The sequence below is a fragment of the Kluyvera ascorbata genome (assembly GCF_023195735.1).
Lineage (GTDB): Bacteria > Pseudomonadota > Gammaproteobacteria > Enterobacterales > Enterobacteriaceae > Kluyvera > Kluyvera ascorbata.
This window is the reverse complement of record NZ_CP096201.1, coordinates 4205532-4226539: the sequence shown is the minus strand read 5'-3', so window position 1 is coordinate 4226539 and position 21008 is coordinate 4205532. Positions and strand designations below refer to the sequence as shown.

Sequence of the window (21008 nt, the reverse complement as noted above, 5' to 3'; positions counted from 1 at the left end):
TAGATCACTCTCAGTTATGTTACAAAAAGGGGTTACAGCATGTGTGATCCTGAAGAGGAAAACAGGGCGAAAACCGCGCCATGCGGGGCTTTGACGGTGGGTTATCGCTTTCTCTTTTTTGTAACCTGCTGGCATAATAGGCCACAGGATTTCGGCAATGACGGGCAGGGCTAATGAAAGTACAACGCATCACGTTAGAGGATATCGCCGCGCTGGCGGGGGTAACCAAAATGACCGTCAGCCGCTATTTACGCACGCCTGAGAAGGTGAGGCCGGAAACCGCCGAGCGCATTGCCAGCGTAATTGAAGAGGTTGGCTACCAGCCAGATGCCGATAACCCCGCCATCAGCAGCAATGCCGCACCGCGCATTGGGGTGCTTGTTCCCTCCTTTAATAACCAGATTTTCTCCGACGTATTAGCGGGCATCGAATCGGTCACCACCGCCCACGGCTACCAGACGCTGGTGGTGAATTACGATTACGACAGCCAGCGTGAAGAAGAGCAGATTGCCACCGTGCTGGCGTTGAACGTTAAAGCGCTGCTGCTAACCGAATCCGTCCATACGCTGCGGGCAGAAAAATACCTGAAAGCCGCAAAAATTCCGGTTGCTGAGGTGATGGGCTTATCGGATAACGCCGACCGCATCAACGTGGGCTTTGATAATTACCGTGCCGGGCTGGATATGACCAACATGCTGCTGGCGAGCGGCAAAAAGCAGATTATCTATTTTGGCTCGATGTCGGATATTCGCGATGAGCAGCGCTATGCGGGCTACTGCCGGGCGATGGAGGAGGCGGGTCTGGCGGTCGGGCGCATTGCGCCAAACAAGGTCTCTTCGGTGTCGATTGGCACCGGCATGATGACCCTTGCCCGCCAGATGTATAAAGAGATGGATGCCATTCTCTGCACTAATGATGATCTTGCGGTTGGGGTGTTACAGGAGTGCATCGCTTCGGGTATCACGGTGCCGCAGGAGATGGCGATTGCCGGCTTCCACGGGCTGGAGATTGGCCAGGTGGTGAGCCCGCGTCTGGCGAGCGTATTGACCCCACGCTTTGAGATGGGCAAGGTCGCCACCGAGATTTTAATCAAGAAAATAAAAGGGTTACCGACTATCGAGAAGGTTGACCTGCACTATCGTTTATCGATGGGCGAAACCATCTGACCTTTACACGCCACGTCGGCAATGTTATTCAATTGTTGCCATCCAGCCCGCATTCCAGCGGGCTTTTGCTTCCACGATCACGTCATCCGTAACACGGAGTTCTAACACGATCTGGCGTGATGCAGATCGCAAAATGACATCGTGAAAACCCGTTTGATAGGCGTAACAAATTTCTAAACGCTTAAACAGGGAACACGATGAATACTGCAAACCCAAACACGGTACTGTTAATTGCCCCGGTCGTAGACGGCCTGCTGGATAAACTCTCCACCGCTTTCCAGGTCTATCGCCTGTATGAACAGGCTGACCCGCAGGCTTTCTTGCGCGAAGTGGGCCATCAGGTGCAGGCGGTGGTCACCCGTGGTGATATCGGCGTCACCCGCGCCGTACTGGAGCAATTGCCGAACGCTGGGCTGGTGGCGGTGTTTGGTGTCGGTACCGATGCGGTGGATCTCGACTATACCCGCGCTCATGACATTGCCGTCACCATCACTTCTGGCGTGCTGACCAACGACGTTGCCGACCTGGCGATGGGGCTGCTGCTGGCGGGCGCACGTCAACTTTGCCAGGGCGACAAATTTGTTCGCGAAGGCAAATGGCTGAAACAAGGGCCGGGGCTGGCGACGCAGGTGAGCGGCAAACGTATCGGCATCTTCGGCATGGGCAATATCGGCCAGGCCATTGCTCGTCGCGCGAGTGGATTTGATATGGAGATCCTCTACACCGACCGCAAAAAGCTCAACCACGTGGATTATCAGTGGTGCGCCGACCTGCACACCCTGGCCCACGAAAGTGATTTCCTGGTGATTGCGGCTTCCGGCGGCGCGGCAAACCGTGGGCTTATCGATGCCAGCGTGTTTAACGTGATGCCAAAACACGCGTGGCTGATTAACATCGCGCGCGGCACCCTGGTAGATGAGAAAGCCCTTATTCACGCCCTGCAAAACGGCGTTATTGCCGGTGCGGGACTGGATGTGTATGAAGACGAACCGCACGTGCCTGAGGCGCTGATGGCGATGGATAACGTTGTGCTGCTGCCGCATGTGGCGAGCGCTACTCACGAAACGCGTCAGCGGATGAGCGAGGTGGTGTTCAATAACGTCGCCGCCTTCTTCAGCGATACGCCGCTACCGAATGCCATTGATTAATCATCGGCGCTTTTCGCCATGCTGAGCATGGCTCCCCTCGAGAGAGAGTATAAATAATGACTGAGAAAATACCTGGCACTCGCTGGCTGCGCATCATTGCGCCTGTTCTCATCGCGTGCATTATTTCGTTTATGGACCGGGTTAATATCAGCTTCGCCTTGCCCGGCGGCATGGAATCCGACCTGGGGATTACCAGCCAGATGGCGGGGGTGGCGAGCGGGATATTCTTTATTGGCTATCTCTTTTTGCAAATACCGGGCGGGCGCATTGCGGTACACGGCAGCGGTAAGCGCTTTATCGCCTGGTCGCTGCTGGCCTGGGCGATTGTCTCGATTGCGACCGGCTTCGTGACGCACGAATATCAGCTGCTGGCGCTGCGCTTTATCCTCGGCGTGTCCGAGGGCGGCATGCTGCCGGTGGTGCTGACCATGGTCAGCAACTGGTTCCCGGAAAAAGAGATTGGTCGCGCTAACGCCTTTGTGATGATGTTCGCCCCGCTGGGCGGCATGCTCACCGCGCCGGTCTCCGGGGCGATTATCTCCGCGCTCGACTGGCGGTGGCTGTTTATCATCGAAGGGCTGCTGTCGTTTGTCGTACTGACGGTATGGTGGCTGATGATCAGCGACCGCCCGGAAGAGGCGCGCTGGCTGCCGGAGCGTGAGCGTGAGTATCTGATTACCGCGTTAACCGCCGAGCGAGAGGCGCGACGTTCGGAAGCGCCGGTCAGCAATGCGCCGGTGCGGGAAGTGTTCCGCAATTCCGGATTGATGAAGCTGGTGCTGCTCAACTTCTTCTACCAGACCGGGGATTACGGCTACACGCTGTGGCTGCCGACTATCCTCAAAAACCTGACCGGCGCCAATATGGCAAGCGTGGGCGTGCTGGCTATCCTGCCGTTTATCGCTACGCTGGCGGGTATCTATATTATCTCCCTGTTCAGCGACCGTAGCGGGAAACGGCGCCTATGGGTTCGCTTCTCGCTCTACGGCTTTGCCGCCGCGCTGCTGGCTTCAGTGGTACTGCGTGATCATGTGGTGGCGGCCTATATCGCGCTGGTCGTGTGCGGCTTCTTCCTGAAAGCGGCGACCAGCCCGTTCTGGTCGATTCCGGGGCGTATCGCCATGCCGGAAGTGGCGGGCAGCGCACGCGGGGTGATCAACGGCCTGGGCAACCTGGGCGGCTTCTGCGGCCCGTATCTGGTCGGCGTGATGATCTACTTCTATGGCCAGAACGTGGCGGTATGTGCGCTGGCGGGCTCGCTGATTATTGCCGGGACCATCACCTTCTTCCTGCCGAAACACTGTGACCTGACCGCGTCATCTGACAAACCGCCGGTGGCGGATAAACCGGCCAATCAACCCTCCTGACCCTGCCGGGGCGTGGCCCTCACGCCCCCCAATTCCTGCGGTTGTGTGAACTGATCCTGTAAGTGTCATCATTAACTGTCTAAACTCAGGAATAAAATAATGAAGTAAGACAGGCGAAACATGATTCTTATTATTTATGCGCATCCTTATCCGCATCACTCGCATGCGAATAAACGGATGCTTGAGCAGGTAAGGACGCTCGACGGCGTTGAAATCCGTTCTCTCTATCACCTCTATCCCGATTTTAATATCGACGTTGCCGCCGAGCAGGAGGCGTTGTCTCGTGCCGATCTGGTCATTCTGCAACACCCAATGCAGTGGTACAGCACGCCGCCGCTGCTGAAGCTGTGGCTGGATAAAGTGCTGGCGCACGGCTGGGCCTACGGTCACGGCGGCACGGCGCTGCACGGTAAGAGCATCATGTGGGCGGTCACCACCGGCGGTGGCGAGAGCCACTTCGAAATCGGCTCGCATCCGGGGTTTGATGTTCTTGGGCAGCCGCTGGAGGCCACCGCGGTGTACTGCGGCATGAAATGGCTGCCGCCGTTTGCCGTGCACTGTACGTTTATTTGCGATGAAGAGACGCTGCAGGCAAAGGCACGACACTACAAACAACGGTTACTGGCCTGGCAGGAGGAGCACAACAATGGATAGCCATACGCTAATACAGGCGCTGATTTATCTCGGTTCCGCGGCGCTGATTGTGCCGATTGCCGTGCGTCTGGGCCTCGGTTCCGTGCTCGGTTACCTGATCGCCGGTTGCATTATCGGCCCTTGGGGGCTGCGTCTGGTGACCGATGCGGAGTCTATTCTGCACTTTGCCGAAATTGGCGTGGTGCTGATGCTGTTCGTGATTGGCCTTGAGCTTGACCCGCAGCGCCTGTGGAAACTGCGTGCCTCGGTGTTTGGCGGCGGGCTGTTGCAGATGGTGCTGTGCGGCGCGTTAATTGGCGTCTTCTGTATTTTCCTCGGCCTGCGCTGGCAGGTGGCGGAGCTTATTGGCATGACGCTGGCGTTATCGTCCACCGCGATTGCCATGCAGGCGATGAACGAACGTAACCTGACGGTGACGCAGGTGGGGCGCAGCGCCTTCGCCGTGCTGCTGTTCCAGGACATTGCCGCCATTCCGCTGGTGGCGATGATTCCGCTGCTGGCAACCAGCGGCGGTTCCACGACGCTCGGCGCGTTTGCGTTCTCGGCGCTGAAAGTGGCCGGTGCGCTGGCGCTGGTGGTGGTACTCGGACGTTATGTTACGCGACCGCTGTTACGCTTCGTGGCACGCTCTGGCCTGCGAGAAGTGTTCAGCGCCGTGGCCCTGTTCCTGGTCTTTGGCTTCGGTTTGCTGCTGGAAGAGGTCGGGCTGTCGATGGCGATGGGGGCGTTCCTCGCTGGGGTGCTGCTGGCGAGCTCGGAGTACCGTCACGCGCTGGAGAGCGATATCGAGCCGTTTAAAGGGCTGCTGCTGGGGCTGTTCTTTATCGGCGTAGGGATGTCCATCGACTTTGGTACGCTTATCCACAACCCACTGCGCATTATTACGCTGCTGGTTGGTTTCCTGGTCATTAAGTCAATTCTGCTGTGGCTGATTGCCAAACCGCTCCAGGTGCCGCGCTCGCAGCGCCTGTGGTTCGCGGCGCTGCTGGGGCAGGGGAGTGAGTTCGCCTTCGTGGTCTTTGGCGCTGCACAAATGGCTAACGTGCTGGACCCTGAATGGGCAAAAGCGCTGACGCTGGCGGTGGCGCTGTCGATGGCCGCTACGCCGATTCTGCTGGTGCTGCTGACCCGCCTTGAGAAACGCAACAGCGCGGGCGATGCGCGCGAAGCGGATGAAATCGATGAAGAACAGCCACGGGTGATCATCGCGGGCTTCGGGCGTTTTGGTCAGATTACCGGCCGTTTACTGCTGTCGAGCGGCGTGAAAATGGTGGTCCTCGACCACGATCCGGATCATGTCGATACGCTGCGTAAGTTCGATATGAAGGTGTTTTACGGCGATGCGACGCGGGCCGATCTGCTGGAATCGGCAGGGGCGGCGAAAGCGGAAGTATTGATTAACGCGATTGATGATCCGCAGGCAAGCCTTGAGCTGACCGAAGTGGCGAAAGAGCACTTCCCGAATCTGACGATTATTGCTCGTGCCCGCGACGTTGAGCACTACATCAAGCTGCGTCAGGCTGGGGTAGAGGCACCGGAGCGTGAAACTTTCGAAGGGGCGTTGAAATCGGGCCGTCAGGCGTTGGAATCGCTAGGGCTTGGCGCCTATGAAGCGCGCGAGCGTGCCGACCTGTTCCGCCGTTTTAACATGCAGTTGATGGATGAAATGGTCGAGATGGCGGAAAACGATGATACGTCACGGGCGGCGGCGTTTAAACGTACCAGCGCCATGCTGACCGAGATTATCAACGAAGATCGCAACCATTTGTCGGTGATTCAGCGTCACGGTTGGCAAGGAACGGAAGAAGGAAAGCACAGCGGCAACCCGGAAGATGAGCCGGAAGTAAAACCAAAGCTGTAATGTTGTATTAGGTGTAATGCTGGCTGTCCACTTATCCACCGTGGACTTGCCAGCAAAACGAAAAATTTTCTTATTCTTTACCTGGCTGCCAGTCGACGAAAGATTAAGCTTTCCGTATAGTGGCGACAATTTTTTTTCGTATCTGGGACACACTCAATGATCAGTCTGATTGCTGCGCTAGCGGTAGATCGCGTTATCGGTATGGAAAACGCCATGCCCTGGGACCTGCCAGCCGATCTGGCCTGGTTTAAACGTAACACCTTAAACAAACCTGTGGTGATGGGCCGCCTGACCTGGGAGTCCATCGGACGCCCGTTGCCGGGCCGTAAGAACATCGTCATCAGCAGCCAACCGGACACTGACGATCGCGTACAGTGGGTGAAATCGGTGGATGAAGCGATCGCTGCCTGTGGCGACGTGGAAGAGATTATGGTGATTGGCGGTGGTCGTGTGTACGAGCAGTTCCTGCCAAAAGCGCAGAAGCTGTATCTGACGCACATTGATGCGGAAGTCGAAGGCGACACCCATTTCCCTGATTACGACCCAGACCAGTGGGAGTCGGTGTTCAGCGAGTTCCATGATGCTGATGAGCAGAACTCTCATAGCTACTGCTTTGAGGTGCTTGAGCGTCGTTAAGACCGAGCCTTCCCGGCGGCGCTTCGCCTGGCCGGGCTACTAAAATAAAAAACGCCGGGTTGAAGCCCGGCGTTTTTTATTTATCAATGGGGATGCACCCCACTACGAAGCCACCGCCTCGCTCTCGCCCGGCGACAGCTTACGGTTTGACGGCTGCACAAAATACTTTTTATCTTCCCAGCGCAGACAGGTTAAATCACCGCCCCAGCAGCAGCCGGTGTCCAGCGCGTAAATCCCTTCCGGCGTACCTTTACCTTCCAACGACGCCCAGTGACCAAAGGCCACGCTGTACTCGCTGGTGATTGGTCCCGGCAGCATAAACCAGGGCTTCAGTGGCGCAGGCACGTTCTCCGGCGACTCTTTGCTGTACATATCCAGCTGGCCGTTCGGGAAGCAGTAGCGCATGCGGGTAAAGGCGTTGGTGATAAAGCGCAGGCGCGCCAGCCCTGAGAGATCCAGTGACCAGTTGTTGGGCATATCGCCGTACATGGCATCGAGGAAGAACGGATAGGAATCGCTTGAGAGCACCGCTTCAACGTCGCGTGCGCACTGTTTCGCGGTTTCCATATCCCACTGCGGCGTGATGCCTGCATGCGCCATTACTAGCTTTTTATCTTCATCGACCTGCATCAGCGGCTGGCGACGCAGCCAGTTGAGCAGCTCGTCGGCATCCGGTGCTTCCAGCAGCGGGTTCAGGCGATCCTTCGGCTTATTGCGGCTAATGCCAGCAAATACCGCCAGCAGATGCAGATCGTGGTTACCGAGCACCACTTTCACGCAGTCGCCCAGCGATTTAACGTAGCGCAGCACTTCCAGCGAACCGGGGCCACGGGCAACCAGATCGCCCGTCAGCCACAGGGTATCGACGTCCGGGGTGAACGCCACCTGCTCGAGCAGGGCAATTAACTCGTCAAAGCAACCGTGAACGTCGCCAATAAGGTATGTAGCCATGTTTTAATGAATCAGCGTGGGAACAAAGAGACGGAAAACGGGTATGTCGATGGAGAACGGCACACCGTCCACATCGACCATATCGTAGTGACCCTGCATGGTGCCGAGCGGAGTTTCCAGCACGGCACCGCTGGTATATTGATATTCTTCACCGGGCTCGATGTGCGGCTGCACGCCGACCACACCTTCACCCTGAACTTCGGTTTCACGGCCGTGGCCGTTGGTAATCAGCCAGTAACGGCCGAGAAGCTGAACCGCGCTTCGCCCGAGATTGCGAATGGTCACCGTATAAGCAAAAACGTAACGCTCTTCTTCCGGCTGGGAGTGCGTCTCAATGTAGACGCTCTGTACCTGGACGCAAACTCGTGGCGAATCGATCATGGTTTAGCTCTCCTTCGAGGGCGCATTCTCTGACAGATAGTTGGCCATCCGGCAGTACTGCGCAACAGAGATATTTTCCGCGCGCATGGCCGGGTCTACACCCAGCTCCGTCAACAGCTCAACGCTAAATAGGTTGCCCAGACTGTTGCGGATAGTTTTACGACGCTGGTTAAAGGCTTCGGTCGTAATACGGCTCAGGACGCGGACATCTTTTACCGGGTACGGTTTAGTGCTATGCGGCACCAGACGTACGACGGCGGAATCCACTTTTGGCGGTGGAGTGAACGCGGTTGGCGGCACTTCAAGTACCGGGATCACGTTGCAGTAGTATTGCGCCATTACGGTCAGACGACCATAGGCTTTACTGTTTGGACCGGCAACCAGACGGTTAACCACCTCTTTTTGCAGCATGAAGTGCATGTCCGCAATAGCATTAGTATAGCTAAACAGGTGGAACATCAGCGGCGTGGAGATGTTGTACGGCAGGTTACCGAACACGCGCAGCGGCTGACCCAGCTTCTCAGACAGCTCGCCAAAGTTCATGGTCATGGCATCCTGCTGATAAATGGTCAGCTTCGGCCCCAGGAACGGGTGCGTTTGCAGACGCGCGGCGAGGTCGCGGTCCAGTTCAATAACGGTCATTTCGTCAAGACGTTCGCCAACCGGCTCGGTCAGCGCGGCAAGACCCGGGCCGATTTCAACCATGGCCTGGCCTTTTTGCGGGTTAATAGCCGCAACAATACTGTCGATCACGAATTGATCGTTGAGAAAGTTTTGCCCGAAGCGTTTACGGGCTAAGTGGCCCTGATGGACTCGATTATTCATTAGAGTTAACAATCATTTTGATGGCGAGGTTAAGCGCCGTAATAAAACTGCCGACATCCGCTTTCCCCTGGCCTGCCAGTTCAAGGGCGGTACCATGGTCAACGGAGGTGCGAATAAAGGGTAAACCGAGCGTAATGTTCACGCCACGGCCAAAGCCTTGGTATTTTAGCACGGGTAGGCCCTGATCGTGGTACATTGCGAGCACGGCATCGGCATGGTCAAGATACTTAGGCTGGAAAAGGGTATCGGCAGGCAGCGGCCCGCTCAGATTCATCCCTTTGGCACGCAGCTCTTCCAGCACCGGAATAATGGTGTCTATCTCTTCCGTACCCATATGCCCACCTTCCCCCGCATGTGGGTTCAGGCCGCAGACCAGCACGTGCGGTTCGGCAAGACCAAACTTGTTCTGCAAGTCGTCGTGCAGGATGGTGATAACCTCCCGCAGCAGGTCCGGCGTGATGGCATCGCTCACCGCTTTCAGCGGCAGGTGGGTCGTTGCCAGCGCGACGCGCAGCTCCTCGGTTGCCAGCATCATCACCACTTTCGGTGCGCCAGCGCGCTCTTCAAAGAACTCGGTGTGCCCGGTAAAGGCGATGCCGGCATCGTTAATGATGCCTTTGTGGACCGGGCCGGTGACCAGTGCGGAAAACTCACCGTTCAGGCAGCCATCGCAGGCGCGGGCGAGCGTTTCAACAACATAGCGACCGTTCTCAACGTTGAGCGTTCCCGGCGTAACCTCGGCATGCAGGGCGACGGGTAACAGCGTGAGCGTACCGGCGCGCTGTGGTGCAGCGGGTTTTTCGGGAGAGTAGGGCAATAGCGTGAGAGGAAGGCCGAGAAGCGTTGCCCGCTCGGTGAGCAGGCGGCCATCAGCGCAAACGACCAGTTCAAGCGGCCAGTCGCGCTGGGCCAGTTGGATAACAAGATCCGGACCAATCCCGGCGGGTTCGCCGGGAGTGATAACGACACGAGCGTGTTGCGTCATTAGTTGCTCAGAATTTTAACGTAAGCGCTTGCGCGCTGTTCCTGCATCCAGGTCGCCGCTTCTTCAGAGAATTTACGGTTCATCAGCATGCGGTAAGCACGGTCTTTCTGTGCGGCGTCGGTACGGTCAACGTTACGCGTATCGAGCAGCTGAATCAGGTGCCAGCCGAAGGAAGAGTGAACTGGGCCGCTCATCTGGCCTTTGCTCAGCTTCATCAGCGCATCGCGGAATGACGGATCGTAGATATCCGGCGTTGCCCAACCTAAATCGCCGCCCTGGTTAGCTGAGCCTGGGTCCTGAGACAGCTCTTTAGCCGCTTTCTCAAAGGTGGTTTTGCCGCTGCGAATATCCGCTGCAACCTGTTCCAGCTTCGCACGAGCCTGATCGTCGGTCATGATTGGCGATGGCTTCAGCAGGATGTGGCGAGCGTGGGTTTCCGTTACCGAGATGTTCTGGGTCTGGCCGCGCATATCGTTAACTTTCAGGATGTGGAAGCCTACGCCGGAACGAATAGGGCCAATAACATCGCCTTTTTTCGCCGTGCTCAGCGCCTGAGCGAAGATAGCAGGCAGTTCCTGAATACGACCCCAGCCCATCTGGCCGCCTTTCAGCGCCTGTTGGTCTGCGGAGTAGGTGATAGCGAGCTTACCGAAATCAGCACCGCCGCGAGCCTGTTCAACGATGGACTCGGCCTGGCTTTGTGCTTCGTTAACCTGATCGGAGGTTGGGTTTTCCGGCAGCGCAACCAGGATGTGGCTGAGGTTCAGCTCGGTGCTGGCGTCGTTCTGGTTGCCAATCTGGCTTGCCAGCGCGTCGACTTCCTGTGGTAGCACGGTAATGCGGCGACGCACTTCGTTGTTACGCACTTCGGAAATCAGCATCTCTTTGCGGATCTGGTTACGATAGGTGTTGTAGTTCATCCCATCGTAAGCCAGACGGCTGCGCATCTGATCCATCGTCATGTTGTTTTGTTTTGCGATGTTGGCGATCGCCTGATCGAGCTGATCGTCAGTGATCTTGACACCCATCTTCTGCCCCATCTGCAGGATTATCTGATCCATGATCAGACGTTCCAGAATCTGGTGACGAAGCGTAGCGTCATCCGGCAGCTGTTGACCCGCCTGGCCGGCGTTCATTTTGACGGACTGCATCAGACCATCAACATCACTTTCAAGGACGACGCCGTTGTTCACGACGGCTGCTACTTTATCGACAACCTGCGGGGCAGCGAAGCTGGTATTCGCAACTAAGGCGATACCGAGAAGCAGCGTTTTCCAGTTCTTCATACTTTTTCCATTTCAATTAACCGCAATGCGGATGATGTGTCTAACCAGTGACATTACAGCGAGCTTTGGTACGGCATGATGTTGGAACGCAGCATCTGCTGAGTACCCAGACCGTAGTTAGAGCTCAGACCACGCAGCTCAATGCTGAAGCCGATGGAGTTGTCATATTTGGAACGACCACCAGTCTGGGTGTCGTTGTTGTAATCCCAACCGTTGAGTTTACGCTCGTAGCCTACGCGGATAGCGTAACAGCAGGAGTTATACTGAACGCCCAGCATCTGGTCAGCGGCGCTGCCGGAGTTGGTGTCATAGTAATAAGCACCTACGACGGACCAGCGGTCGACGATTGGCCAGCTCGCAGTTGCACCAACCTGCGAAATCCCGTTTTTATACTGTTCTGCCGTGGAGTAACTCGGCAGCGTTGCCTGAATATATTCCGGGCTGGCGTAACGGTAAGTCAACTGCACTAAATGTTCTTCGTCCCGACGCCATTCGATGGCTGAACTGCTGGTGGAGACGTTGTTCAGACGCGTGTCGTACTGAATACCACCGCGTAAACCCCATTGATCGCTGATACGCCAGTAGGTGTCGCCCGCCCAAACCAGTGAACCCGTTTTGTCGTTTTTCTCCCAGTTAATGTTGTCATCACCGGTGCGAGACTCGGTGAAATAGTAGATTTGACCAACAGAAACGTTAAAACGTTCAACGGCGGCGTCATCATAAATACGTGATGTGACCCCGGTCGTAATCTGGTTTGCGGAAGCGATGCGGTCGAGACCGCTGTAGCTACGGTCACGGAACAGACCCGTATAATCGGATTGCAGGAACGTGGAGTCGTAGTTATTGATTTTGCTTTGGTCGCGGTACGGCACGTACAGGTACTGCATACGTGGTTCCAGCGTCTGGGTGTAGCCCGGCGTCAGCTCAACATCGCGCTCAAACACCATTTTGCCGTCCACTTTCAGCTGCGGCATGGTGCGGTTGACTGAACTGGCCAGCTTGTTGGCGTTGGCCGAGTCATTATTGTAGTCGTCGATATTGGTCTGGTTGTAGTGCGTCGCCAGCAGTTTTGCTTCTGTGGTGAGGCTACCCCAACGGTTGCCCAGCGGCAGACTGATGGTCGGCTCGAGGTGGACTCGCGTCGCTTCAGGCAAATCGCTGTTGCTGTTGGTGAACTTCACCGCCTGAGCATAGAGATGGGTATCAAACGGCCCCACATCGTTCTGGTAGGCGTTGATATCCAGCTGCGGCTCGGCCGAATAGGAGTTGCTGTTGCTGCGGTCGAAGACCTGGAACTGTTTCGTCGATACGGTGGCATCGAAGTTTTGTACCGCATAGCCCACGCTCAGTTTCTGCGTGGCGTAGCCGTCGGTACTTGAGCCGTATTTCGAGTCAAAGTCGTTAAAGTAATCTGGATCGCTGACTTTGGTGTAGTCGGCGTTGAAACGCCATACTTGATCCATGACCCCGGCGTGACGCCAGTAGAATAGCCAGCGGCGGCTATTGTCATCATTAGGATGTTCGTTGGAGTAGACGCTATCTGACGGCAGATAGTCCAGTTCAAACAGGCCTTCACCGGCATCGGTCAGATAGCGGAATTCGTTTTCCCACATCACGCCGCTACGCTTGTCCATATAGTGCGGCGTCAGGGTGGCGTCCATGTTAGGCGCAATGTTCCAGTAATACGGTAATGAGAACTCAAAGTGGTTAGTACTACCGTATTTCGCGCTTGGCAGCAGGAAGCCAGAGCGGCGTTTGTCGCCGACCGGGAGCTGCAGGTACGGGCTATAGAAGACCGGCACCGGACCAATTTTAAAGCGTGCGTTCCAGATTTCGGCAACCTGCTCTTCGCGGTCGTGGATAACTTCGCTACCCACGACGCTCCAGGTGTTAGAACCCGGCAAACAGGAGGTAAAGGTGCCGTTTTCGAGAATGGTGTAGCGGTTCTCACCGCGCTGTTTCATGACATCCGCCGTACCGCGGCCCTGACGGCCGACCATCTGGTAATCACCTTTCCAGACGTTGGTATCTTTGGTATTCAGGTTTGACCAGGCTTTTGGCCCTTTCAGAATAACCTGATTATCGTCGTAGTGAACGTTGCCGAGTGCATCGACGGTGCGAACCGGTGTAGGCTGCCCCTCAGGCTGTTTTTGATGAAGCTGAACTTCATCGGCCTGTAAACGGCTATTCCCCTGATTAATATCGACGTTGCCGCTAAATACGGCGTTATCAGGGTAATTACCTTTTGCATGATCTGCCGTGATAGTGACCGGCTGTTCGTTCGCAGGACCGCTGACTAACGGGCGATCGTAACTCGGTACGCCAAGCATACATTGAGAGGCGAGATCTGCTGCCATTCCCTGCTGGCTGTACAAGGCGCTGGCGATCATGGTCGCGAGGAGAGTGGGAATACGTTTTTTCATACGTTGTATTTGTTGTTCCGTCATCTATAGCATTGCGGCTTGCAAACGGTCAGAGACTAACGTACTCATCGTGATGACGCTAGTGTTAATGCTCGTCGGCTTCTAAGTTGCAGTGCCGTTGGCTGCAACGTGAAATTCATCGAGTCTATCCTGCCCGTTCTTGCCAGAGGTGTTATGCACGGCATTGAATGACAGGTATGATAATGCATATTTTAGCCGCTGGCATGACGATTTGGGGAGTATATGCAGTATTGGGGAAAAGTGATTGGTGTGGCCGTCGCCCTGATGATGGGCGGAGGGTTCTGGGGCGTTGTCCTCGGGCTGCTCGTGGGTCATATGTTTGACAAGGCGCGAAGCCGTCGTATGAACTGGTTTGCCAATCAACAGCAGCGTCAGTCGCTGTTTTTTGCCACCACCTTTGAAGTGATGGGCCATCTGACCAAATCGAAAGGGCGCGTGACCGAAGCGGATATTCATGTCGCCAGTCTGTTTATGGACCGCATGAATCTGCACGGCGAGTCCCGCACGGCGGCGCAGCAGGCGTTTCGTGTGGGTAAAGCTGACAACTACCCGCTGCGTGAAAAGATGCGTCAGTTCCGTAGCGTCTGCTTTGGTCGTTTTGATCTTATTCGTATGTTCCTGGAGATTCAGATTCAGGCGGCGTTTGCCGACGGGTCTCTGCATCCCAACGAACGCGACGTGCTGTACGTGATTGCCGAAGAGTTGGGGATCTCCCACGCGCAGTTCGACCAGTTCCTGCGCATGATGCAGGGCGGCGCGCAGTTTGGCGGTGGCTACCATCAGCAGTCTCAGGGCGGTCAGGGTGGTGGTTGGCAACAGGCGCAGCGTGGGCCGACGCTGGAAGATGCGTGTAACGTGCTGGGCGTGAAGCCGAGCGACGATGCCACGACCATCAAACGCGCCTATCGTAAGCAGATGAGCGAACATCACCCGGATAAGCTGGTGGCGAAAGGGCTGCCGCCGGAGATGATGGAGATGGCCAAGCAGAAGGCGCAGGAAATTCAGAAAGCGTACGAACTGATAAAAGAACAGAAGGGATTTAAGTAAGGTGCGTGAACTCGGGGTCGCTGGCGCTCGCCCGGGCTACATTCGTGCATATTGGTAGCCCGGGCGAGCGCCAGCGACCCCGGGAAAACCCTGGACAATCTAAAAATCGACCGGTGCCTTAAACGTCATGCTATTACCAAACTGCGGATGGGTAATGGTGAGCGTCTCCGCATGGAGCTGCAAACGCGGTGCCATCGCTAGCGCTTCGTCGTGCGCATAAAAGCGGTCGCCCAGAATCGGGTGACCCAGCGCCAGCATATGCACGCGCAGCTGGTGTGAACGCCCGGTAATCGGTTTGAGCTTCACCCGTGCGGTGTTATCCGGCGCATATTCCAGCACTTCATACTCCGTCTGCGCAGACTTGCCGGTTTCATAACACACCTTCTGCTTCGGCCGGTTCGGCCAGTCGCAAATCAGCGGTAAATCCACCAGGCCTTCCTGCGGCTGCGGGTGACCCCATACGCGCGCCACGTACTGCTTTTTCGGCTCGCGCTCACGGAATTGACGCTTCAGTTCTCTTTCTGCCGCTTTGGTCAGGGCCACGACGATAACGCCGCTGGTCGCCATATCGAGGCGGTGTACGGACTCCGCCTGCGGATAATCGCGCTGTACGCGGGTCATCACGCTGTCTTTATGCTCTTCCTGACGGCCCGGGACGGACAACAGGCCGCTGGGCTTGTTGACCACCATAATGTGCTCGTCCTGGTAGAGGATCACCAGCCACGGGTCCCGTGGCGGATGATAGTTTTCCATGCCCATAGCGGCTCCGATTACTGGTGAGTGACGACGATAAGACGCAGTGCGTCCAGACGCCATCCCGCCTGCGACAGGCTTTCCATCACCTGCTGGCGGTTGCTTTCAATCGCGGACAGTTCGTCGTCACGGATGTTTGGGTTCACCGCCTTCAACGCTTCCAGACGCGACAGTTCCGCGCTGAGCTTCTCGTCCGCCTCTTCACGTGCCGCGGTAATCAGCGCCTGAGCGGCTTGCTCAATCTGCGCTTCACCTTTTTGCAAAATGGTATGCACGTCCTGCTGCACCGCGTTCACCAGCTTGCTGCCGGTATGACGGTTCACCGCGCTGAGCTGGCGGTTGAAGGTTTCAAACTCAACCTGCGCGGCAAGGTTAGTGCCGTTTTTATCCAGCAGCATACGCACCGGCGTTGGCGGCAGGAAGCGGTTGAGCTGCAGCTGTTTCGGTGCCTGCGCTTCAACCACGTAAATCAGCTCGACCAGCAGCGTACCCACCGGCAGCGCTTTGTTTTTCAGCAGGGAGATAGTGCTGCTGCCGGTATCACCGGAGAGGATGAGATCCAGACCGTTGTGAATCAGCGGGTGTTCCCAGGTCAGGAACTGTGCGTCTTCGCGAGACAACGCCACGTCACGCTCGAAGGTGACGGTGCAGCCATCTTCCGGCAGTCCAGGGAAGTCCGGAACCAGCATGTGGTCTGACGGGGTCAGCACGATCAGGTGCTCACCGCGATCGTCCTGATTGATACCGACGATATCGAACAGGTTCATGGCGAAGGCGATCAGGTTGGTGTCGTCATCCTGCTCTTCGATGCTTTCAGCAAGACGCTGCGCCTTTTCTCCGCCGTTGGAGTGGATCTCCAGCAGACGGTCGCGGCCCTGTTCCAACTGTGCTTTCAGCGCTTCGTGCTGTTCGCGGCAGCTCTTGATGAGGTCGTCGAAGCCGTCGCTGTTTTCCGGTGCTGCCAGGTAGTTGATTAACTGGTCATGCACGCTGTCATAAATGGTACGACCGGTCGGGCAAGTGTGCTCAAAGGCATCCAGACCTTCGTGGAACCAACGAACCAGCACTGACTGCGCGGTTTTTTCAAGGTACGGGACGTGAATCTGAATATCGTGCGCCTGACCGATACGGTCCAGACGGCCGATACGCTGTTCCAGCAGGTCCGGGTTGAACGGCAGGTCGAACATCACCAGGTTGCTGGCGAACTGGAAGTTACGGCCTTCAGAACCGATTTCCGAGCACAACAGTACCTGTGCGCCGCTGTCTTCCTCGCCGAACCAGGCGGCGGCGCGGTCGCGTTCAATAATCGACATGCCTTCGTGGAACACGGCGGCACGGATGCCTTCGCGTTCGCGCAGAACCTGCTCCAGCTGCAGGGCAGTGGCCGCTTTGGCGCAGATAACCAGCACTTTCTGCGAACGGTGGCTGGTCAGGTAGCCCATCAGCCATTCGACGCGTGGGTCGAAGTTCCACCAGGTGCCGGTATCACCTTCAAATTCCTGATAAATCTGCTCAGGGTAGAGCATGTCACGGGCGCGCTCTTCTGCGCTCTTACGGGCACCCATGATGCCGGAGACTTTAATCGCCGTTTGATACTGGGTTGGCAGCGGCAGCTTGATGGTGTGCAGTTCGCGTTTCGGGAAGCCTTTCACGCCGTTACGGGTGTTACGGAACAGCACGCGGCTGGTGCCGTGGCGGTCCATCAACATGCTGATAAGCTCCTGACGAGCTGCTTCTGCACCGTCGCGATCGCTGTTGGCGGTTTGCAGCAGGGCTTCGATATCCTGCTCGCCAATCAGTTCGCCCAGCATGTTCAGTTCGTCGTTGCTGAGCTTGTTGCCTGCCAGCAGCAGGGCGACAGCGTCGGCTACCGGGCGGTAGTTTTTCTGTTCTTCAACAAACTGCTCGAAATCGTGGAAGCGGTTTGGGTCCAGCAGACGCAGACGCGCAAAGTGGCTTTCCATCCCCAGCTGTTCCGGGGTTGCCGTCAGCAACAGTACGCCAGGTACGCGCTCGGCGAGCTGTTCAATGGCTTGATATTCGCGGCTTGGCGCATCTTCGCTCCACACCAGGTGGTGCGCTTCATCGACCACCATGATATCCCACTCAGCTTCGCACAGGTTTTCCAGACGCTGCTTGTTGCGGCGAACGAAGTCCAGCGAGCAGATAACCAGCTGTTCGGTTTCAAACGGGTTGTAGGCATCGTGCTGGGCTTCGGCATAGCGTTCATCGTCGAACAGCGCAAAGCGCAGGTTGAAACGACGCAGCATTTCAACCAGCCACTGGTGCTGGAGGGTTTCCGGGACGATGACCAGCACGCGCTGGGCGGCACCAGACAGCAGCTGCTGGTGCAGGATCATCCCGGCTTCAATGGTTTTACCTAAGCCGACTTCGTCTGCCAGCAGCACGCGCGGCGCATGGCGACGGCCCACGTCATGGGCGATGTTGAGCTGGTGCGGGATAAGGCTGGTGCGCTGACCGCGCAGGCCGCTCCACGGCATACGGTATTGTTCACTCTGGTATTTACGCGCGCGATAGCGCAGAGCAAATCGGTCCATGCGGTCGATTTGCCCGGCAAAGAGACGGTCCTGCGGTTTGCTGAACACCAGTTTGCTGTCGAGCAGCACTTCGCGCATCATGACGCCGGTCTCTTCGGTGTCCTGACGGGTGCCGATGTAGGCCAGCAGGCCATTTTCTTCTATTACTTCGTCAACGAGCAGCTGCCAGCCTTCATGGCTTGTAATCGTGTCGCCGGGATTAAACATAACGCGGGTCACGGGGGAGTCGCTACGCGCATACAGACGATTCTCTCCGGTTGCCGGGAAGAGTAGGGTGACGGTGCGTGCATCCATTGCAACAACGGTACCAAGTCCCAGTTCGCTTTCTGTATCGCTGATCCAGCGTTGACCAAGTGTAAAAGGCATATGCGTTCGGCTCTATCTTTAATAAATTGCAGGCAATATTCATCCACCACCTTTATAAACAGGCGGCGAGTGAATTTGGTCCAGGAATGGAAAGGGCGCTATGGTACTGGATGGCGAGACGTTAGTCACCTGTCAAAATAGACCCAGTTGCCCTGTCACTATTGTAGCAAAATCATCGTCGACAAAGGGGAGAATTCCTTCGGCAACCGGGGCTAATTGTTTGGTCAGATAGTGGTCGTAATCGAGCGGTGATTGCTGATAGGCCAGTGGTTCCGGGCCGTTGGTGGTCCAGACGTAGCGAATGCTGCCGCGCTGTTGGTACTGCTGCGGGCGCCCTAACCGCACGTTGTGTTCATCAGCAAGACGGGCGGCGCGCACGTGCGGCGGAATATTTTTCTGATACTCGGCCAGCGGGCGGCGCAATTGCTTGCGATAAACCAGCTGGTCATCGAGTTCGCCTGCCATCAGTTTATCAATGGTTTCAAGGATGAAGTCCCGGTAGGGCTCGTTGCGGAAGATGCGCAAATACAGCGCCTGCTGGAATTGTTGCGCCAGCGGCGTCCAGTCGGTACGCACCGTTTCCAGCCCTTTGTACAGCATCCGCTGTTCGCTGCCTTCCTGAATCATCCCCGCATAGCGTTTTTTGCTGCCTGTATCGGCACCGCGGATGGTTGGCATCAGGAAGCGGCAGAAGTGAGTTTCAAACTCCAGCTCCAGCGCGCTGGTCAGCCCTTTTTTTTGCAGTTCATCTGCCCACCACTGGTTGACGAAATCGACCAGCGCGCGACCAATGGCTCCGGCCTCTTCTTCGCCGTGAGCCCGTTTGAGCCAGACGAAGGTGGAGTCGGTATCACCGTAAATCACGTCGTAGCCCTGAGATTCAATCAGCGCTTTGGTCTGACGCATGATCGCGTGGCCGCGCATGGTGATCGACGACGCCAGTCTAGGGTCGAAAAAGCGGCAGGCGCTGGTGCCCAACACGCCATAAAAGGCATTCATGATGATCTTCAGCGCCTGCGATAGCGGCTTGTTTTTGTGTTGCTTGGCTTCATCGCGGGCGTGCCAGATCTGGCTGACGATCCCCGGCAGGCAGTGTTTGTCGCGAGAGAACCAGGCGTCGAGAAAACCTTCAGTGCTGTGCTGCGTGTCCGGATGCGCCATACCTTCAATCAATCCAACTGGGTCAATCAGGAATGAGCGGATGATCGACGGGTACAGGCTTTTATAATCCAGTACCAGTACGGAATCGTACAGCCCGGGGCGCGAGTCCATGACATAACCGCCGGGGCTTGCCTGCGGCGGCACTTCACCGAGGTTTGGCGCAACAAAGCCCAGGCGGTGCATACGCGGAAAATAGAGGTGGCTGAAGGCGGCTACCGAGCCACCGTGCCGGTCGACCGCCAGCCCGTTAACCGTCGCGCGTTCCAGCAAAAATGGCATGATCTCGGTTTTGTGAAAGATGCGCGTGACCAGCTCGCAGTCTTTGAGGTTATAGGTGGCTAATGCGGGCTTATCTTCGGCGAAACGGCGGTCAATTTCGTCCATTCTGTCCCACGGATTATCGATAGCTTTGCCTTCGCCCAGCAGCTCCCGGGAGACGTTTTCCAGCGAGAACGACGTGAAGCTCCAGAAGGCGGATTTTAAGGCGTCGATGCCGTCGATAATTAAGCGTCCAGCGGCCTGGGCGAAGAACACGCCGTTCTTAAAGCCGTGTTCGCGCCATTCGAGTTCGCTGTTTCCACGGCCCAACAACAGCGGCACCCGGTAGCGTTCGGCGCTTTTTTGCAGCACGCGCAGATCGAACTGCACCACGTTCCAGCCAATCAGCACGTCCGGATCATGTTCGGCAAACCAGGCGTTGAGTTTCTCCAGCAGCAGCGGACGGCTGGCGACATATTCGAGGTGGAAATCGACCTGCGGCGGCTGCTCTGGCTCGGTACCGAGCATATAGACGGTGCGTTGCCCGCAGCCTTCAAGGCCAATGCAGTAGAGCTCGCCGTGGCGGCTGGTCTCGATATCTAACGATACCCACTTCAGCGGCGGACGGTATTCCGGGTTGGGCTTCATGCGCGCCTGGGTCAATGCGTTGCCGCGCGCGGTGCCTTCTACCCAAACCGGTGCGGTGATAAAGCGCTCCATCAGATAGCGCTCTGGCGGACGGATATCAGCTTCGTAGACGGTAATGCCGTTTTCACGCAGCAGTTTTTCCAGCCGCATCAGTTGGCGATGCGCACGGCAGTAGAGGCCAAAAACAGGCTGGCGATGGAAATCTTTGAGCGTAAGCGGCGCAAGGCGCAGGCCGTTTTCATCCTTCAGCAAGCGTTCAACCTGTGCGCGCTGGGCCTCGGGGATAAACGCCACCGACTCCTGCGGCGGTAGGGTAACCTGTAGCGGGCCGTCGTCCGTCGCTAGCCAGAAAGCCAGTTCGGTACCCTGCGGGGTATCCCGCCAGTGACGGGTAAGGAGAAAACCTGCTTGTGGCTGGGTCACGCTTGAGCTCATCCATAAAAAAACCAGGCTTGATTATAGCCTGGTTTAAGGGAGAGTGCTGGTGGTTTATACAGGTGTTATCGGTGAGAT

At 56.7% G+C, this 21008-nt stretch carries 16 protein-coding genes; 7 read left to right on the top strand and 9 right to left on the bottom strand.

Annotation, left to right across the window (positions count from 1 at the left end; genetic code table 11):
• The first annotated feature begins 173 nt into the window (after positions 1-173).
• The 6 genes from MY052_RS20190 (at position 174) to folA (ending at position 6832) form a co-directional block, all read left to right on the top strand.
• Positions 174-1166: a LacI family DNA-binding transcriptional regulator gene (locus tag MY052_RS20190; protein ID WP_202216506.1), complete on the top strand. Its 993-nt coding sequence runs from the start codon at positions 174-176 to the stop codon at positions 1164-1166.
• A gap of 197 nt (positions 1167-1363) precedes the next feature.
• Positions 1364-2314, top strand: coding sequence for a 2-hydroxyacid dehydrogenase (locus tag MY052_RS20185; protein WP_248537717.1), 951 nt, complete (start codon positions 1364-1366; stop codon positions 2312-2314).
• Between the two features lie 56 nt (positions 2315-2370).
• On the top strand, positions 2371-3681 hold the full coding sequence (locus tag MY052_RS20180) for an MFS transporter (RefSeq protein ID WP_123650715.1): 1311 nt from the start codon (positions 2371-2373) through the stop codon (positions 3679-3681).
• Between the two features lie 120 nt (positions 3682-3801).
• Positions 3802-4335, top strand: coding sequence for a glutathione-regulated potassium-efflux system oxidoreductase KefF (gene kefF, locus MY052_RS20175; RefSeq protein WP_035896026.1), 534 nt, complete (start codon positions 3802-3804; stop codon positions 4333-4335).
• A complete protein-coding gene (kefC, locus tag MY052_RS20170) occupies positions 4328-6196 on the top strand; it encodes a glutathione-regulated potassium-efflux system protein KefC (protein ID WP_248537716.1) in 1869 nt (622 codons plus the stop codon). The genes kefF and kefC overlap by 8 nt, the downstream gene beginning before the upstream one ends.
• Positions 6197-6352: 156 nt before the next feature.
• Positions 6353-6832 (top strand): type 3 dihydrofolate reductase, encoded by a 480-nt coding sequence (gene folA / locus MY052_RS20165; RefSeq protein ID WP_248537715.1) that lies wholly within the window; start codon positions 6353-6355, stop codon positions 6830-6832.
• A 102-nt stretch (positions 6833-6934) separates the two neighbouring features.
• Here the strand turns inward: folA and apaH are convergent, their stop codons facing one another.
• From apaH to lptD, 6 genes are read right to left on the bottom strand one after another with little or no spacing between them, the layout of a single operon-like run.
• A complete protein-coding gene (gene apaH / locus MY052_RS20160) occupies positions 6935-7783 on the bottom strand; it encodes a bis(5'-nucleosyl)-tetraphosphatase (symmetrical) ApaH (RefSeq protein WP_035895414.1) in 849 nt (282 codons plus the stop codon).
• A gap of 3 nt (positions 7784-7786) precedes the next feature.
• On the bottom strand, positions 7787-8164 hold the full coding sequence (gene apaG / locus MY052_RS20155) for a Co2+/Mg2+ efflux protein ApaG (RefSeq protein ID WP_123650718.1): 378 nt from the start codon (positions 8162-8164) through the stop codon (positions 7787-7789).
• Positions 8165-8167: 3 nt separating this feature from the next.
• On the bottom strand, positions 8168-8989 hold the full coding sequence (rsmA, locus tag MY052_RS20150; protein ID WP_035895418.1) for a 16S rRNA (adenine(1518)-N(6)/adenine(1519)-N(6))-dimethyltransferase RsmA: 822 nt from the start codon (positions 8987-8989) through the stop codon (positions 8168-8170).
• Positions 8982-9974: a 4-hydroxythreonine-4-phosphate dehydrogenase PdxA gene (gene pdxA, locus MY052_RS20145; protein ID WP_248537713.1), complete on the bottom strand. Its 993-nt coding sequence runs from the start codon at positions 9972-9974 to the stop codon at positions 8982-8984. Before pdxA ends, rsmA begins: the two co-directional genes overlap by 8 nt.
• Entirely contained in the window at positions 9974-11260 is a 1287-nt protein-coding gene (gene surA / locus MY052_RS20140; protein ID WP_035895422.1) for a peptidylprolyl isomerase SurA, read from the bottom strand. Before surA ends, pdxA begins: the two co-directional genes overlap by 1 nt.
• A gap of 53 nt (positions 11261-11313) precedes the next feature.
• Positions 11314-13683, bottom strand: a complete 2370-nt coding sequence (gene lptD / locus MY052_RS20135; RefSeq protein ID WP_248537712.1) for an LPS assembly protein LptD — start codon at positions 13681-13683, stop codon at positions 11314-11316.
• 243 nt (positions 13684-13926) lie between these two features.
• Here lptD and djlA point away from each other — a divergent pair, with 243 nt between their 5' ends.
• The gene (djlA, locus tag MY052_RS20130; RefSeq protein ID WP_035895425.1) at positions 13927-14751 is read left to right on the top strand and encodes a co-chaperone DjlA; all 825 of its coding nucleotides are present in this window, start codon (positions 13927-13929) and stop codon (positions 14749-14751) included.
• Between the two features lie 99 nt (positions 14752-14850).
• On the opposite strand, the gene rluA is transcribed toward djlA, so the two are convergent.
• The 3 genes from rluA to polB all read right to left on the bottom strand — a co-directional run bounded on the left by rluA (position 14851) and on the right by polB (position 20918).
• A complete protein-coding gene (gene rluA, locus MY052_RS20125; protein WP_123650722.1) occupies positions 14851-15510 on the bottom strand; it encodes a bifunctional tRNA pseudouridine(32) synthase/23S rRNA pseudouridine(746) synthase RluA in 660 nt (219 codons plus the stop codon).
• Between the two features lie 11 nt (positions 15511-15521).
• Positions 15522-18428: an RNA polymerase-associated protein RapA gene (gene rapA / locus MY052_RS20120; protein ID WP_035895430.1), complete on the bottom strand. Its 2907-nt coding sequence runs from the start codon at positions 18426-18428 to the stop codon at positions 15522-15524.
• A gap of 132 nt (positions 18429-18560) precedes the next feature.
• Entirely contained in the window at positions 18561-20918 is a 2358-nt protein-coding gene (gene polB, locus MY052_RS20115) for a DNA polymerase II (protein WP_248537711.1), read from the bottom strand.
• Positions 20919-21008 lie beyond the last annotated feature (90 nt).

What these genes read in the sequence shown, in the direction of transcription:
- MY052_RS20190 (WP_202216506.1), top strand. Translation starts at nt 174, where the DNA reads ATGAAAGTACAACGCATCACGTTAGAGGATATCGCCGCGCTGGCGGGG.
- MY052_RS20185 (WP_248537717.1), top strand. Translation starts at nt 1,364, where the DNA reads ATGAATACTGCAAACCCAAACACGGTACTGTTAATTGCCCCGGTCGTA.
- MY052_RS20180 (WP_123650715.1), top strand. Translation starts at nt 2,371, where the DNA reads ATGACTGAGAAAATACCTGGCACTCGCTGGCTGCGCATCATTGCGCCT.
- kefF (WP_035896026.1), top strand. Translation starts at nt 3,802, where the DNA reads ATGATTCTTATTATTTATGCGCATCCTTATCCGCATCACTCGCATGCG.
- kefC (WP_248537716.1), top strand. Translation starts at nt 4,328, where the DNA reads ATGGATAGCCATACGCTAATACAGGCGCTGATTTATCTCGGTTCCGCG.
- folA (WP_248537715.1), top strand. Translation starts at nt 6,353, where the DNA reads ATGATCAGTCTGATTGCTGCGCTAGCGGTAGATCGCGTTATCGGTATG.
- apaH (WP_035895414.1), bottom strand. Translation starts at nt 7,783, where the DNA reads ATGGCTACATACCTTATTGGCGACGTTCACGGTTGCTTTGACGAGTTA.
- apaG (WP_123650718.1), bottom strand. Translation starts at nt 8,164, where the DNA reads ATGATCGATTCGCCACGAGTTTGCGTCCAGGTACAGAGCGTCTACATT.
- rsmA (WP_035895418.1), bottom strand. Translation starts at nt 8,989, where the DNA reads ATGAATAATCGAGTCCATCAGGGCCACTTAGCCCGTAAACGCTTCGGG.
- pdxA (WP_248537713.1), bottom strand. Translation starts at nt 9,974, where the DNA reads ATGACGCAACACGCTCGTGTCGTTATCACTCCCGGCGAACCCGCCGGG.
- surA (WP_035895422.1), bottom strand. Translation starts at nt 11,260, where the DNA reads ATGAAGAACTGGAAAACGCTGCTTCTCGGTATCGCCTTAGTTGCGAAT.
- lptD (WP_248537712.1), bottom strand. Translation starts at nt 13,683, where the DNA reads ATGAAAAAACGTATTCCCACTCTCCTCGCGACCATGATCGCCAGCGCC.
- djlA (WP_035895425.1), top strand. Translation starts at nt 13,927, where the DNA reads ATGCAGTATTGGGGAAAAGTGATTGGTGTGGCCGTCGCCCTGATGATG.
- rluA (WP_123650722.1), bottom strand. Translation starts at nt 15,510, where the DNA reads ATGGGCATGGAAAACTATCATCCGCCACGGGACCCGTGGCTGGTGATC.
- rapA (WP_035895430.1), bottom strand. Translation starts at nt 18,428, where the DNA reads ATGCCTTTTACACTTGGTCAACGCTGGATCAGCGATACAGAAAGCGAA.